The 15,028-nt window shown below is 71.5% G+C and carries 11 protein-coding genes; 2 read left to right on the top strand and 9 right to left on the bottom strand.

The window, feature by feature from the left end; genetic code table 11:
- Positions 1-351: 351 nt before the first annotated feature.
- Both DEJ05_RS13935 and DEJ05_RS13930 read left to right on the top strand, forming a co-directional pair.
- Positions 352-1,671, top strand: coding sequence for a GNAT family N-acetyltransferase (locus DEJ05_RS13935; protein WP_111110706.1), 1,320 nt, complete (start codon positions 352-354; stop codon positions 1,669-1,671).
- Positions 1,671-2,138 (top strand): DUF2087 domain-containing protein, encoded by a 468-nt coding sequence (locus DEJ05_RS13930; protein WP_111110705.1) that lies wholly within the window; start codon positions 1,671-1,673, stop codon positions 2,136-2,138. Before DEJ05_RS13935 ends, DEJ05_RS13930 begins: the two co-directional genes overlap by 1 nt.
- 95 nt (positions 2,139-2,233) lie before the next feature.
- Here the strand turns inward: DEJ05_RS13930 and DEJ05_RS13925 are convergent, their stop codons facing one another.
- The 9 genes from DEJ05_RS13925 to DEJ05_RS13885 form a co-directional block, all read right to left on the bottom strand.
- A complete protein-coding gene (locus DEJ05_RS13925) occupies positions 2,234-3,238 on the bottom strand; it encodes an ABC transporter permease (protein ID WP_027466175.1) in 1,005 nt (334 codons plus the stop codon).
- A complete protein-coding gene (locus tag DEJ05_RS13920; protein ID WP_111087330.1) occupies positions 3,235-4,170 on the bottom strand; it encodes an ABC transporter permease in 936 nt (311 codons plus the stop codon). The genes DEJ05_RS13925 and DEJ05_RS13920 overlap by 4 nt, the downstream gene beginning before the upstream one ends.
- Positions 4,167-5,909: an ABC transporter ATP-binding protein gene (locus DEJ05_RS13915; protein ID WP_111110704.1), complete on the bottom strand. Its 1,743-nt coding sequence runs from the start codon at positions 5,907-5,909 to the stop codon at positions 4,167-4,169. Before DEJ05_RS13915 ends, DEJ05_RS13920 begins: the two co-directional genes overlap by 4 nt.
- Positions 5,906-7,573: an ABC transporter substrate-binding protein gene (locus DEJ05_RS13910; RefSeq protein WP_111022065.1), complete on the bottom strand. Its 1,668-nt coding sequence runs from the start codon at positions 7,571-7,573 to the stop codon at positions 5,906-5,908. Before DEJ05_RS13910 ends, DEJ05_RS13915 begins: the two co-directional genes overlap by 4 nt.
- A gap of 204 nt (positions 7,574-7,777) precedes the next feature.
- Positions 7,778-8,734 (bottom strand): cation-transporting ATPase, encoded by a 957-nt coding sequence (locus DEJ05_RS13905; RefSeq protein WP_258376164.1) that lies wholly within the window; start codon positions 8,732-8,734, stop codon positions 7,778-7,780.
- A 511-nt stretch (positions 8,735-9,245) separates the two neighbouring features.
- Complete coding sequence (locus tag DEJ05_RS13900; protein ID WP_111110703.1) at positions 9,246-10,520, bottom strand: FAD-binding protein; 1,275 nt, start codon at positions 10,518-10,520, stop codon at positions 9,246-9,248.
- 17 nt (positions 10,521-10,537) lie between these two features.
- Complete coding sequence (gene araA, locus DEJ05_RS13895; protein WP_111110702.1) at positions 10,538-12,073, bottom strand: L-arabinose isomerase; 1,536 nt, start codon at positions 12,071-12,073, stop codon at positions 10,538-10,540.
- Positions 12,070-12,780 carry an L-ribulose-5-phosphate 4-epimerase gene (locus tag DEJ05_RS13890; protein WP_111110701.1) on the bottom strand — a complete coding sequence of 237 codons (711 nt, stop codon included), beginning with the start codon at positions 12,778-12,780 and terminating at the stop codon, positions 12,070-12,072. Before DEJ05_RS13890 ends, araA begins: the two co-directional genes overlap by 4 nt.
- Positions 12,777-14,480, bottom strand: coding sequence for a xylulokinase (locus DEJ05_RS13885; RefSeq protein ID WP_111110700.1), 1,704 nt, complete (start codon positions 14,478-14,480; stop codon positions 12,777-12,779). The genes DEJ05_RS13890 and DEJ05_RS13885 overlap by 4 nt, the downstream gene beginning before the upstream one ends.
- Positions 14,481-15,028 lie beyond the last annotated feature (548 nt).

Genomic DNA, 15,028 nt, shown 5'->3' with positions numbered 1-15,028 from the left:
CCGGTCGGACTGGAGGCCCGGATCGCGTCCGGCGGACGGGCTGCGGGGTGCGGGCGGCCGGTTCGGGTGCCGGGTTCGGGTGCCGTGGACCCACGAACCCAGCACCGTGCGCACGCGCGAGGAACCGGCACCGCACGACGAACCCAGCACCGTGCGGCCCGCCACCCGGAATCCCAGCACCGTGCGGCCCGCCCTGCGTCCCGCGCCGTGCGTCCACGGCACCCGAACCCGGCACCCGAACCGGCCGCCCGCACCCCGCAGCCCGTCCGCCGGACGCGATCCGGGCCTCCAGTCCGACCGGACCGACCACGCGCCTGTCGCGACGTCACCCGGTCCCGATAGTGTCGGAACGTGAGCAACGAGGCATTCGACGACCGCTACGAGCTGCGCGAGTTCGCGCCCGGGACGGACGACAAGGGGGCACCGAACGCCGAGACGGCAGCGTGGATGCAGGCCGTCGGGATGGGCTTCCACGAAGCCGACCCTGACGCCGAGGGCGCAGCCCGCATGGCGTCGCACTTCATCGCCGACGAAGAGACGTTCCTCGGGGTCTACGTGCGCGAGCCGTTCCCGGGGTCCGTCGACGAGACGTGGCCGGCCGGCACCTTCACGTGGTTCCGCAAGGCGCTGAGCTGGGGTGACGGTTCCTCCGTCGACACCCAGGCGATCTCCGCGGTCACCGTCCGCCCGACCGAGCGTCGTCGCGGCATCCTGCGCCGGATGATGACGCACGCGCTCGAGCGCGGGGTCGCCGAGGGCTACGCCGTCGCGTCGCTGACGGCGTCCGAGGGCACCATCTACCGCCGCTTCGGCTTCGGCTGCGCCATCCGCGAGCGTTCCGTGCACGTCCGCCGCGAGCGCGCGCTCCCCCTGCTCGCCCCGACCTCCGGCACGGTGTCGGTCGTCACGCCGCAGTGGCTGGCCGACGGCCCGGGCAAGGCCGTCTTCGACCGGTTCCACGTCCGCACCCCCGGCTCGATGGTCCGCAACACCGGCACCTGGCCGATCGTGTTCGGCCTGCTCGGCCACGACGGGCAGAAGGCGAAGGACGTCCGTGCGGCGGTGCACCGTCCCGACGGCTCCGACGAGATCGACGGCTACGTGACCTGGCGCGTCAAGGAGGAGCGCGGCTCCGACACCGCGCTCGAGATCGTCGACCTGGTCTACGCGGACGACCAGGCCTACACCGCCCTGTGGGAGTTCCTGCTCTCGGTCGACCTCAACGACGTCGTGAAGTACAACCGCTCCCGCCTCGACGACCCGATCGTCGCGGCGCTCGGCGACAACCGTGCGTACGACGTCGACCACGAAGAGGACCACGTCTGGCTGCGCGTGCTCGACGTGCCGGCGGTGCTGGCCTCGCGGCCGTTCGCCGTCGACGGGTCGCTGACGCTCGGGGTCACCGACGCGCTCGGCTTCACCACCGGTACGTACCGCCTCGACGTCCAGGAGGCCCGTGGCACCGTCACGCGCATCACCGACGACGTCGACGTGGCCGGGTCTGACGTCCAGCTCGACGTCGCGGAGCTCGGTGCGATGCTGATCGGCTCGGTCTCCCCCGTCACGTTGGCCGCCGCGGGGCTCGTCCGCGCTGCGGACCCGGCGTCGGTGGAGCTGCTCCGCGCGATGCTGCTGCCGCCGCGGACGCCGCACGGCATCACGTACTTCTGATGGAAGTCGCCCGGGTGGTGGGGCGCGCGCGTCAGGTCGTCTCCGTCCTGGCGTCCCCCACCCTGCGAGCAGCGGTGCTCGGCGGGAGCCCCGTCGATGACCGCACCCGGGCAGCGATCGACTCGTTCGACTGGCTCACCGACGACGGTCCCGACGCATCGGTGCTCGGCCGGACGTCACGCGAACTCCAGCAGTTGCAGTCGCCGGCCGCGGTGCTCGAGTTCGACCGGATCGAGCGGATGCCGGTGAAGGACGTCGAACGACATGCGCTGTCCGTCCGGATCGTGGAGCTGGTGTTCGAGCGACTCGGACAGGAGCGAGCCGTGCCGGAGGCCGTCCTGAACGCGGCCATCGGCATGTTCGCGACCGATGTCTCCGTCGTGCGCCGGGATGCCGTGGACCTCGGCGTCCTGACGCGCACCGACGACGGTTCGGTCTACCGGTTGAGGGTCGACCGCCTGGCCTGAAGCTACTGGGTCGTCCCGCATCGTGCGAGGTAGGTCCCTCGGTGTGGGGTTGTTCCGCCGCACGGGGCGAACAACCTCGCACCGTGCGAGCGGCCCTACGCCCGGCGCCGCACCCGCGGGTCGACGAACGCGTAGACCACGTCGACGATCACGTTCGCCGTGACGATGAGCAGCGCCGAGAACAGCGTGAAGCCGACGACCACCTGCAGGTCGAGCGTGTGCACCGCGTCGATGAGCAGCGCGCCGAGGCCCTGCATCGAGAACACCTTCTCGGTGATGACCGCACCACCGAGCAGTGACCCGAGGTCGAGCCCGAACAGCGTCACGACGGGCAGGATCGCCGTCCGGAGCCCGTGCCGCACGACGACCTGTCGCTCGCGCAGCCCCTTGGCCCGGGCGGTCCGGACGAAGTCCTGCGACATCGACTCGAGCATCTCGCCACGGGTCAGCCGAGCGTAGATCGCAGCGCTGATGAACGCGAGCACGCACCACGGCAGGATCAGGTGGGTGAACCAGCCGACCGGGTCGTCACCGAAGGCCACGTACCCGCTCGTCGGCAGGATCCCGAGCACGAAACCGAACAGCAGGATGCCGAGCAGCCCGACCAGGTACGCCGGGGACGAGACACCGGCGACAGCGACCGTCATCACGGCCCGGTCGACGAAGGTGCCGCGGCGCAGCGCCGAGACGGTGCCACCGAACACCCCGGCGACGAGCCACAGCACGGCAGCGCCGACTGCGATCGAAGCGGTGACGGGCAGGCGCGCGAGGATCAGCTCGGTGACGCTCTCGTGCAGCTGGAACGAGTACCCGAAGCACGGCGCCGCGCACTCGATGACGCTGTTGCCGCTGCCGAAGGTCCGGCCGGTGAAGATGCCGGCCAGGTAGGCGCCGAACTGCGCGAGCCAGGGCTTGTCGGTGCCGAGGAACGCCTGGACCTCTCGCAGCCGGTCCGGCGTGCAGGGCTTGTCGCAGATCGCTCGGGCCGGGTTGGTCGGCAGGAGCATGAAGAGCGCGTACGTGATGGCGGCGACGACGAGCAGCACGACGGCGGCCCCGAGCACGCGGATCGCCAGGAAGCGCAAGGTGGCGGCGTTCACGCGGTGCCCCCTCGCGGGTCGAGGGCGTCGCGCAGGGCGTCACCGAGCACGTTGAAGGCGAGGGTGATGAGGAACAGTGCGGCTCCGGGGAACACGAGGTACATGGGATCGGTCTGCACCCAGCCGATGGCGTCGCCGATGCTGCGACCCCACGACGGCGTCGGCGGGTTGACGCCGACGGCCAGGAACGAGAGCGCGGCCTCGGCACCGATCATCGACGGGATCGAGATGGTGGCGTAGACGGTGATCGTCGCGGCCAGGTTCGGCAGCAGCTGCGTGCGGATGACGTGCCACCGGCCGGCACCCATCGCGGTGGAGGCCACGACGTAGTTCCGGCTGACGAGCGACAGCGTCTGTCCCCGCACGACACGGGCCACGGCCGGCCAGCCGAAGAACCCGATGACGAGCACGACGAGCACGGGCTTCGGGAACGACGACGGCACGATCGCGGTGAGGGCGATCATGAACACGAGCGACGGGAACCCGAAGATCACGTCGACGACCCGCGAGAGCACCCGGTCGTACCAGCCGCCGAAGAACCCGGTCGTGACGCCGACGAGCACGCCGATGACGATCGAGACCAGGGTCGCGGCGAGTCCGATGCCGAGCGACGTCCGAGCACCGTACGTGACGATCGAGAACAGGTCGCGCCCGGTCAGGGGCTCGACACCGAACCAGTGCTCGCCGCTGATGCCGCCACCCGCACCCCGGGGCGCACCGAACGAGTTGAGCGCGTCGATGTCGTACGAGTACGGGTCCTGCCCGGACGCCTTCGCGATCAGCGGGGCCGCCACGGCGACCACCAGGAACACCGCGATGACGACGGCCGAGGCCACCGCCCAGCGGTCCTGCCGGACGCGTCGCACCACGGCCCGGAAGCCGGTCGTGCGGCCGGACGGTGCGACCGGTCGGTCGACGACGTTGGCCGTCACGAGGCCACTCCTTCCCACGCGCGCCACGCCTCGCGGCGAGCGGCCTGTCGCACGGGATCGGCGACGGGCGCTGCGGCGAGGAGCATGCGCGTGTAGTCCTGTTGCGGGTCGTCGAGCACCGCGTCGGTGCTCCCCCGTTCGACGACCCGGCCGTCGCGCAGCACGATCACCTGGTCGGCGAGCTGGCGGACGACCGCGAGGTCGTGGCTGATGAGCAGCATGCCGAAGCCGAACTCCCGCTGCAGCCCGGCGAGCAGGTCGAGCACGGCGGCCTGCACCGTCACGTCGAGTGCCGAGGTCGGTTCGTCGGCGATGACGAGTGCCGGCCGCAGCGCGAGCGCACGTGCGACGGCGACGCGCTGCCGCTGGCCGCCGGACAGCTGGTGCGGGAACCGCTCGGCCCACGTCGGGTCGAGCTGCACGGCGGTCAGCAGTTCACGGACCCGCTCGGCCCGGTCCACAGCGGAGTCGGTGCCGTGCACGAGCAGCGGTTCCGCGATGCTCCAGCCGATGGTCTGCCGCGGGTTGAGCGACGACGCCGGGTCCTGGAACACGATGCCGACCCGACTGCGCAGCTCGCGCAGTCGTCGTCCGCGAGCGGTGCGCAGGTCGCTGCCGTCCACCTCGACCGAGCCGGCGACGACGGGCACCAGGCCCGCGAGCGCGCGCCCGATCGTGGACTTGCCGGAACCGGATTCGCCCACCAGGCCGACGGTCTCGCCGGCGTGCAGGTCGAGGTCGATGCCGGACACGGTCGGTCCGCCTCGGCGCGAGTACCGCACGGCGACGTCGCGCAGGCGCGCCACGGACTGCCTGGAGGCGCGACTCGCGTCGTCGACGTCGGCCAACGCCGAGACGGTGCTCGCGTCTGCGGACAGATCGCGGCTTGCCGGAGCCGAGTCCGGTCCGGCAGGCCGAGTCTCGGTCGACGCGAGCTGCTCGTCGGACGCGGGACGCGCCTCCAGGCTGGGGACGGCCGCGAGGAGCTCGCGCGTGTAGTCGGCGGTCGGGTGGGCGAAGACCTCGGCGACGGTCCCGTGCTCGACCGGGTCGCCGCGGCGCAGCACCAGCAGGTCGTCCGCGACGTCGGCGACCACGCCCATGTCGTGGGTGATGAGCAGTACGGCGAGGGAGCGCTCGCGGCCGAGCCGCCGCAGCAGGTCGAGGATGCCGGCCTGCACGGTGACGTCGAGCGCGGTCGTGGGCTCGTCGGCGAAGAGTGCGACCGGGTCACCGGCAAGGGCCATCGCGATCATCGCGCGCTGGAGCTGGCCGCCGGACAGTTCGTGCGGGTAGGCCTTCCGGATGCGCTCCGGGTCGGCGAGCCCGGCGTCACGGAGCAGTTCGTCGACGCGTGCCCGGACCCCGGCGCGGTCGAGCCCGGTCGGGTGCACTCGGACGGCCTCGGCGATCTGGGTGCCGATGGACAGGACCGGCGTGAACGAGTTCATCGGCTCCTGGAACACCACGCCGATGCCCGCACCCCGGACGGCGCGGACCGTCTCGACGGGGGCACCGATGAGTTCCTCGCCACGGAACCGGGCGCTGCCCGACACCGAGGCCTGCGGCGGCAGGAGCCCGAGCACGCTCATGGCGCTGACGGACTTGCCCGAGCCGGACTCCCCCACCAGGGCGAGGACCCGGCCGGGCGTCAGGTCGAAGGAGACGTCACGGACGACGGGCTCCGCGTCGCCGAACGCGACGCGGAGCCCCTCGACCTGCAGGATCGGTTCGGTCACTGCTTGAGCGAGACCTTGAGGTAGTTCGGGTACGCGGGGAAGTCCGCGATCTGGAAGTTCTGCACGTTCGAACCCGCCAGGAAGGACTGCTTCGCGTAGATCAGCGGCACGACGGGGGCGTCGGCCATGATCTTCTGGTCCGCCTGGGCCCAGAGCTTCTGCGCGTCGTCCTGGTCGACCGTGGAGCTGGCCTTCGCGATGAGGGCGTCGACCTCGGGGTTGCTGTACTTCGAGACGTTGTAGCCGCCGCCACCGATCTGCGACGAGTCGTACAGGGGCTGCAGGTTGGCGTTCGCGCTCGGGAAGTCCGGCTGCCAGCTCGACAGCGACAGGTCGAAGTCGGTGCCGTTGGTGGTCGCCTGGGTGAAGGAGTCGTAGTCGAGCGGCTTGAGCGTCACGGCGATGCCGGCACGCTTCAGGCCGGACTGCAGCGCCTGCGCCTGGGCGAGGTAGGTGGGGTCGTTCTGGGTGACCAGGGTCAGCTTCAGGTTGCTGACGCCGGCCTCCTTGAGCAGCTGCTTCGCCTTGTCGACGTCGCCGGTGGCCTTCGTCTTGTACAGGTCGTAGTCCTGGCGCCCGGCGATGCCCGGGGTGATGAGCGTCGAGGCGTACGACCCGGCGATCGCGCCGCCGGCGGCGATCCGGAAGGACTTGCGGTCGACCGCGTACTGCAGCGCCTGTCGGACCTTGAGGTCCTTGAGCTCACCGCGCTGCGTGTTGATCGCCATGTAGCTGATCGGGCCGGCCTTCGAGGTGGCGAGGCGGTCCTGGGCGGCCGGGTTGCTACGAACCTGGTTGAGCTCGGCGGCCCCCAGGTAGATGGCGCCGAACGAGTTCTTGGCGTCGCCGTTGTCCGCGATGAGCGTCTGCGTCGCCGTGGACTGGTCCTGGCTCTCCTTGAAGACGATCTTCGACGGGCCGGCGGTGCGGACCTCGTCGGTCTTCGCGCTCCAGTTCTTGTTGCGGACGAGCGTGACCTGCGAGCCCTGCGTGTTCGACTGCACCTGGTACGGACCGGATGCGACCGGCTTCAGGTCGTAGGCGCCGGTGTCCTTGCCGTCGCCCTCGGGCACCGGGGTGAACGCGGGCATCGACGCGAGCCACGGCCAGTCGCCGTACGCGTCGTTCAGCTTGAAGACGATGGTCTTGTCGTTCGGGGTCTCGATGCTGTCGAGCGACTTGCCGTCGAACGGGCCCTTGTAGGAGTCACCACCGACCAGGAGCGACTTGTGGTAGCTCAGGCCACCGCTGAGGGTCGGCGCGAACGAGCGCTCGATGCCCCACTTGATGTCCTTCGTGGTGATCGGCGTGCCGTCCTGGAACTCGACGCCGTCCTTCAGCGTGTAGGTCCAGGTCTTGCCGTCGTCGCTCGAGACCCCGGTGTTGGTCGCCAGGTCGGGGACGACCTTCGCCGTCTTGCCCGGCTCGACGTCCCACGTGGTGAGCCGTCGGGCGACGAGGCCCATCGACGTGATGCCGAGGCTCTGGCTGGTCGCGGGATCGAGGTGGAACGAGGTCTGCGGCGTCAGGATGTTGAGCGTGCCGCCCTTGGCCGTGCCCTCGGCGCCGTCGTCGGACGAACCCCCACCCGAGCAGCCGGTCAGGACCAGGGCTGCTGCTGCGGCGACGGCCGCGGTGATCGTCAGGCGGTTGGGGCGTCTCATGACGGTGCTGCTCCTCGGGGAAGGGGGTCGCGATCGCGGTGGCGGTCGCTGCGACGGCGGAACGGTTCACCCGCCGGGCGGCGTCCATCCTGACACCGCGACGGTGGCCCGTCCGAATCTCGCGTGCGTCGGACGACGCACGACGAAACATTGCAAGCGCCGGACGCCGTCCCGCTATTCCCGATGCGTTCGCACCGCAGCGCGTCAGCGGTCGAAGAGGCCACCGAGGAAGTCGTTGCCGAGGTTCGACGCCTGCTCGCCGAGCCCGGACGCCTGCTCTCCGAACCCCGCGGCCTGCTCACCGAACCCGCCGAGGAGCTGCTCGCCCTGACCGAAGAGTCCCTCGACGCCCCCGCCGAGGTCACCGAGCCCGAGGTCGCCCATGCCCGAGGCGATGCCCTCGAAGTCGACGCCGAGGTCGGCCGCCCCTGCCAGGACCGGACCGGCGGCAGCGCTCAGCACCGCTCCCCCGGCCACCGCGGCGGCGAGGCCACCGAAGGCCATCGCGCCGGCGCCGACCGCTGCACCACCGGCGAATGCCCCGCCGCGGCCGCGGCCGTTGCCGTTGCCGTTGCCGTTGCCGTTGCCCGAGCGGCCGGAACCGCCGAGGACCCGTCGGACCAGACCCGGACGCGACATCTCTCCGCGGGTCATCGCACGGGCCATGCCGCCCGCCGAGTCGTCGCGCAGGTGCTCGTGGGGCGGGAGCTCGGAGTTCAGGCGGTCGCGGACCTGCTGGCGCTGCGCGGGGGTGAGCCGCGCGAAGGCGTCGTGGTGGACCTGTTCGAGCTGCTCCGGCGACGAGGTGCGGAGCAGGTAGTCGTACTTCGCCAGTGCGACCCTGTCGGCGTCGGGCCCGTGCTGCGGCGTGCCGGCGTGCTGCGGCTGGCCGTACTGCTGCGACTGGCCGTACTGCGGCTGGCCGTACTGCGGCTGGCCGTACTGCTGCGACGGCTGCTGGCCGTACTGCTGCTGCGGCTGCTGCTGCTGGTTCCGGTCGTCACCGGTCAGCTTGTCCGCGGCGCTGCGCACGATGCCGCGCCAGTCGGTCCCGCCCTGCTGCGATCCGGCGCCGGGCGCGGTTCCCCCCTGCCCACGCTTCTGGAGCTGCTTGTCGATGACCTTGGAGGCCATGCCGATGATGCGGTTGAGGTTCGCCATGTCCCCACCTTTGCGTCCTCACATGTGGAAGACCGGCACCGAGGCGGGGGTTCGCCAGGGCATCCGATGGGGATCCCCTGTGAGATTCCGGCTGCATTTCAGCGGACACATACACGTAGGCTGGCTCCGGTCGCGTCACCGCCGGAGCGCGACCTGGGCGAAAGCGTGAGGCCCGGGACTGCGACAACAGTTCCGGGCCTCGATTCGCCTTCCGAGTGGAAAGCCAAGGGATGCGTCAACCATCCCGAGTCCAACGCTCGGAACCGATGGTAGCCGAGCCCGCTCGGCGACGCATCCCTCGGCCGAAGCTCCTCGTGTCAGCCGGCGACGACACCAGGAGGTCAGCGATGTCGAACGACACCGATGATCGGTCCAGGCGTCGGGTGCCCTGGCTGGGGATCGCGAGCTTGCTCGTGACCGTGGTCAGGCTCCTGATCGACCTGTCCCGCAAGGACTGAGGACTCGGGTGTCCCGCACCACAGCCGGTGGTGCGGGACACCTGTCCATCGCGTCAGGACAGGATGCGGGCCAGGAACGCGTTCCGGAACCGCCCCGTGGGGTCGAGGTCCCGGGCGAGTGCGGCGAAGTCGGACAGCCGCGGGTACGCCTCGTGCAGCCGCTCGGCACTCGCGGCGGAGACCTTGCCCCAGTGCGGTCGCGGGTCGAAGGGCTCGAGCACGTCCTCGATCCGGGCCACCGCCGCGGCCACGGCGGCGGTGTCGCGACGGAACGTGAAGTGCAGGCCGACCGACTGCCGACCGGACGACGGCGCGAGCCACGCGGTGTCGGCCGCGATGGTGCGGACCTCGGCGGCGATGAGGATCGGGGCGAACAGCGACGCCAGCGGTCGGAGCGCCTCGAGCGCCGCCACCGCCGAGGCAGCGGGGATCAGGTACTCCGCCTGGATCTCGGCCCCGGTCGACGGTGTGAACGAGGACCGGAAGTGCGGCAGTCGCTCCGACCACGGCCCCGGCACGCCGCCCTGCTCGGTGACCCCGGCAGGGTCGTTCTCCCCGGGGTGCACCGGCCCCGAGGCCGAACGGGCTCCGAGGGCCACGAGGTCGACGGTCGGTGCGGCCTCGTCGACGCGGTGCTTGACCCAGACCTGCCGGGCACCGCGGTCGTCGAACGAGGTGAACATCGACACCGAGTAGGCGTCGGACATCACCCGGTCGAACTGCGCGGCGACGGCGTCCCACGGCAGGTCGAGGTGCACCGTCGTGGCGACCTGGAACGTCGGCTCGATCGCGAGCTCCACCGCGGTGACGACGCCCAGCGCGCCGATCCCCACCCGGTGGGCGTCGAGCAGCCCGTCCGGCGACGAGGCGTCGACGTGGGCGATCTCACCGGAGGCGCGGACGACGTCGAGGCCGACCACCGCCTGCGCGAGCGACGGGTTCCGCACACCGGAGCCGTGCGTCCCCGTGGCGACGGCCCCGGCTGTGGAGATGTGCGGCAGGGACGCGAGGTTCCCGAGTGCCCAGCCACGGGCCTCCAGACCGGCCGCGACCTGGCTGTGCGTCATGCCGGCGGCGACCCGCACGACGCGACGCGACGTGTCGATCTCGAGCACCGGCGGCAGGTCCGACAACGAGACCTGGACGGCATCGGTGTCGGCGATGGTGTTGAACGAGTGTCGCGAGCCGAGCGCCGTCAGGCGCGGCGTCGACGCGACGAGCTGCTGGAGCTCGTCCACCGACGTCGGCCGGGCCAGCGCCGAGGCGCGGTAGGTGACGTTGCCCGCCCAGTTGGTGCGGGTGCGCTCGGCCGCGATCACGTCGTCCATCGTGGGTCCTGACTCCTCTAGAAGCCGCGGTCGAGACGGTGCCACGTCTGCTGGAGACGCAGCTCGTCGCGGAACCCGCGTGCGGTGGTGTGTTCGTCGATCACCAGGAACTCGGTGCCGACCATGGTCGCGAAGTCCTCGACGACCTGCAGGCCGACCGCCGTCGTCATGACGGTGTGGTGGGCGGCGCCGGCGGTGAGCCAGGCCTCGGCGGCGACGGGGAACGACGGCCGGGGCTCCCAGACCGCGCGGCCCACGGGCAGCTTCGGCAGAGCCTCGGTCGGGGGCACGACGTCGACGACGTTCGCGGTGAGGCGGAAGCCGTCGCGGGTGTCGGACAGCGCGACGACGACGGCCTCGCCGGAGTCGGCGGTGAAGACCAGGCGGACCGGGTCGTCCTTGCCGCCGATGCCGAGCGGTTGGATCTCGAGCGTCGGCTTCGTGGTGGTGAGCGTCGGCGAGACCTCGAGCATGTGCGCCCCGAGGATCTTCTCGGCGCCCGGGGTGAGGTCGTAGGTGTAGTCCTCCATCAGGGAGGCGCCACCGGGCAGGCCGGCGCCGGCGACGTTCATCGCGCGGACCAGGACCGCCGTCTTCCAGTCACCCTCGGCACCGAAGCCGTAGCCGTCGGCCATCAGGCGCTGCACGGCCAGGCCCGGCAGCTGCTTGAGTGAGCCGAGGTCCTCGAAGTTCGTGGTGAACGCGGCGCTGCCGTTCTGCGCGAGCAGGGTGCGGAGGCCGATCTCGATGGCGGCACCGTCGCGGAGCGCGGCGTGCCGTTCGCCGCCGGCGCTGCGCAGGGACGGGTCCACGTCGTAGTCGCGCTCGTACGTCGCCACGAGCGCGTCGACCGCTGCCGTGTCCGCTGCGGCGGCGTCCACCGCTGCCGCGAGCTCGTTGACGGCCCACGTGTTGACCTGCACGCCGAGCTCGATCTCGGCCTCGGTCTTGTCGCCCTCGGTGACGGCGACGTAGCGCATGTTGTCGCCGAAGCGGGTGAGCTTCAGCTCGCGGACGGCCGCGGCGCCGGCGGCGGCACGGGTCCAGTTCGCGACGCGCTGCTGGACGCGGGGGTCCGAGACGTGGCCGACGGCCGTGGCGTGCCGGACGCCGAGGCGGGCCAGGGCGTAGCCGAACTCACGGTCGCCGTGCGCGGCCTGGTTGAGGTTCATGAAGTCGAAGTCGATGTCCGCCCAGGGCAGCGTGACGTTCGCCTGCGTGTGCAGGTGCAGCAGCGGCTTGGTCAGCGCCTGCAGGCCGCCGATCCACATCTTGGCCGGGCTGAACGTGTGCATCCACGTGGTGACACCGATGACCTTGTCGTCGGCGCTCGCCTCGATGAGCGCCCGGCGGATGCCGTCGGCGTCCTTGAGCACGGGCTTCCAGACCAGCTTCACCGGCAGGTGTCCGGCGAGCTCTGCGTGGACGGCCTTGCTCTGCTCCTCGACCTGGCGCAGGGTCTCATCGCCGTACAGCCCCTGGGAGCCGGTGAGGAACCAGACCTCGTAGCTGTCGAGCGTGGCCTGGGGGGCGACGGTGGTGTCCTGCGTCATCGCATGGCTCCTTCGGGGTTCTGTCCGTAGACGTTCTGGTAGCGATCGAAGAGTCGATCGATGTCTGCTTCGGGGATCGGGACGACCTCGCCGCCCTGCTTCGCGATGTGGACGGTCCGTGCCACGTCCTCGCACATCACGGCCGCCTTGACGGCGTCCTTCGCGTCCTTGCCGATCGTGAAGACACCGTGGTTCTGCATCAGGACCGCGCGGCTGCGGTGGCCGCTCAGCGTGTCGACGATGCCGTGGCCGATCGAGTCGTCGCCGATGATGGCGAACGGGCCGACCGGGATGGGTCCGCCGAACTCGTCGGCCATCGCCGTGATCACGCACGGGATCGCCTCGGCGCGGGCGGCCCAGGCGGTCGCGTACGTCGAGTGGGTGTGCACGACACCGCCGACCTCGGGCATGTTCCGGTACACGTAGGCGTGCGCGGCGGTGTCGCTGGAGGGGCCGTGCTCGTTGCCCCAGCCCTCGGCCGGCACGCCGTCGAGGGTGCAGACGACCTGGTTCTCCGGCGTCAGGTCGTCGCTCGACACCCCGCTCGGCTTGATGACGAACAGGTCCGTGCCGGGCACGCGCTCGGAGACGTTGCCGCCGGTCCAGATCACGAGGCCGTAGCGGACGAGTTCGCCGTGCAGGCGCGCGACGCGCTCCCGCGTCGTCGCCACCGCCTGGCGTGTGGGCTCGTCGATCGCGTCCGTCATCGGGTCACTTCCTCTGTCTGGAGGCGCGGGTCGGCGCCGTCGGTCTCTTCGGTCGGTCCTGTGGTCGCGCTGGGGCGGGTCGCCGCCGCGACGACGTCCTGCACGGGCAGTGCGGCCCGGTAGCGGTCCAGGTACGTCTGGAACCCGGCGACGTCCGCCGGCTCGGGTTCGGCCACGTGCACGGCGTCCCCGCCGAACACGGTGTCGGACAGGTAGTCGGCGAGCTGCTGGTCGGTGTGCTCGAGGTAAGCGGCCAGCACGGCGATCCCCCACGCGCCGCCCTCGCCCGCGGTCTCCTCGAGCGCGATCGGCACCCGCAGGGCCGCCGCGAGGAGCCGCTGCGGGCTGCCCGGTGTGCGGAAGAGCCCGCCGTGCGCGGTCATCCGGTCCACCTGCACCTGTTCGCCCTGCAGGACGTCCATGCCGATGGCAAGCGTCGCGAAGGCGCCGTGCACCTCGGAGCGCACCAGGTTGCCGAGCGTGAAGCGTGCGCCGGGGGTGCGGAGCAGCAGGGGTCGGCCGTCCTCGACGTGGGTGACGGGTTCGCCGGCCAGGTAGTTGAAGGAGAGCAGACCGCCGGCGTCCGGGTCGGTGTCGTCGGCGACGGCCTCGGCGAGCAGGGTGGCGTAGACGTCGTCGATGCCGATCGGCGTCGCGCCGGTCCGCTCGCTCGAGGCCTCGGCGAAGCGTCCGAACATCCGGGCCCAGCTCGCGATCTCGCTCGCGCCGTTGTTGCAGTGCACCATGGCCACGGCGTCACCGGCCGGGGTGGTGACGACGTCGAGTTCCTCGTGCGCGGTGGTCAGCGGCTGCTCGAGCACGACCATCGCGAAGATGCTCGTGCCGACGCTGACGTTGCCGGTGCGCGGGGCGACGGCGTTCGTCGCGACCATGCCGGTTCCGGCGTCGCCCTCGGGCGGGCAGAGCGGTGCGCCGGGTTCGAGCGTGCCGGTCGGGTCGAGCCAGGCCGCACCCTCGGGGGTCAGCTCACCGGCTTCGGCACCGGCGACGAGGACCTCGGGCAGCAGGGACCGCAGGTCCGGCACGCCGATCAGGTCCTGCGCGGTGGCGAGCATGGCGTGGTCGAAGTCCTTCGCGCCCGGGTCGCCGGGGCCGCTGTCGACGGGCCCGCCCTCGATCGGGAACATGCCGCTCGCGTCGCCGACGCCGAGCACGTTCCGGCCGGTCAGACGACGGTGGACGTAGCCGGCCAGGGTCGTCACACCGGCGATCTCGGCCACGTGCGGCTCGTCGTCGAGGACCGCCTGGTACAGGTGCGCGATCGACCACCGCAGCGGGATGTTGAACCCGAGGGCCTCGCTGAGCCGTTCGGCCGCGGGGCCGGTCGAGGTGTTGCGCCAGGTCCGGAACGGCACGAGCAGCTCGCCCGCGGCGTCGAACGCCAGGTAGCCGTGCATCATCGCGCTCACGCCCACCGCGCGGTAGGTGCTCGGGGCGACGCCGTACTGCGCCTCGACGTCGGCCACCAGGGCGGCGTACGCGGCACGGAGTCCGGTCTCGACGGCCTCGAGCGAGTAGGTCCAGCGGCCGTCGACGTACTCGTTCTCCCACTCGTGGGAACCGGCCGCGATGGGCACGAGGTCCTCGTCCACCAGGCAGGCCTTGATGCGGGTGGAACCGAGCTCGATCCCGAGTGTGGTGCGGCCGTCCACGATCCGCTGTCGGCGGTCGTCACCCATGTGTTCCTCCAGAACCTCGTCGTCCTCAGTGAGCGCTCACATCCTGGCACGTGAGCGCTCACTCGTGCAACGCCGCGGCGCGCCGCCGGTGCGCCCGTCCCGCCAGCGGTCGAAACACCCCGCTCAGTTCCCCCGACCGGTCACGAACCGTCGTCCATCGCATCGCCAGCCGACCATTCCTGACCACTCGACGTCCCACGCGCGACGGGTCGTGACCGCGCGACGCACGAGGTCGACCACGACGTGCGACCACCGCAACACCGCTCCCGCGCAAGTCCCGACCACCGGCCACCCTGCACCCGCGCACGTCCCGACCACCCGCCGCCCGCACCCGCGCACGTCCCGACCACCGGCTGCCCCGCACCCGCGCACGTCCCGACCACCGACTCTCCGAACCCGCGGCACCCCGAACTGCGGCGCTCGGGACGGTCACGACACCCCGCTGCCTCCCCTCCGCGCGGTCACGAAGTGTCGACTGGAGGGGCGTCGAGCGACGAGTCGTGACCGCTCGACCACGGCGGACGGGGTGTTGTGACCGCTCGACCACG

Origin of the sequence: Curtobacterium sp. MCLR17_045 (genome assembly GCF_003234405.1) — a bacterium.
Classification (GTDB): Bacteria; Actinomycetota; Actinomycetes; order Actinomycetales; family Microbacteriaceae; genus Curtobacterium; species Curtobacterium flaccumfaciens.
Note: the sequence above shows the minus strand (reverse complement) of the source record. Positions and strands in the feature narration are given on the sequence as shown.

Bases quoted from the DNA above. Each gene is read 5' to 3' on its own strand.
- DEJ05_RS13930 (WP_111110705.1), top strand. From the start codon at position 1,671: ATGGAAGTCGCCCGGGTGGTGGGGCGCGCGCGTCAGGTCGTCTCCGTC.
- DEJ05_RS13910 (WP_111022065.1), bottom strand. From the start codon at position 7,573: ATGAGACGCCCCAACCGCCTGACGATCACCGCGGCCGTCGCCGCAGCA.
- DEJ05_RS13905 (WP_258376164.1), bottom strand. From the start codon at position 8,734: ATGGCGAACCTCAACCGCATCATCGGCATGGCCTCCAAGGTCATCGAC.
- DEJ05_RS13900 (WP_111110703.1), bottom strand. From the start codon at position 10,520: ATGGACGACGTGATCGCGGCCGAGCGCACCCGCACCAACTGGGCGGGC.
- araA (WP_111110702.1), bottom strand. From the start codon at position 12,073: ATGACGCAGGACACCACCGTCGCCCCCCAGGCCACGCTCGACAGCTAC.
- DEJ05_RS13890 (WP_111110701.1), bottom strand. From the start codon at position 12,780: ATGACGGACGCGATCGACGAGCCCACACGCCAGGCGGTGGCGACGACG.
- DEJ05_RS13885 (WP_111110700.1), bottom strand. From the start codon at position 14,480: ATGGGTGACGACCGCCGACAGCGGATCGTGGACGGCCGCACCACACTC.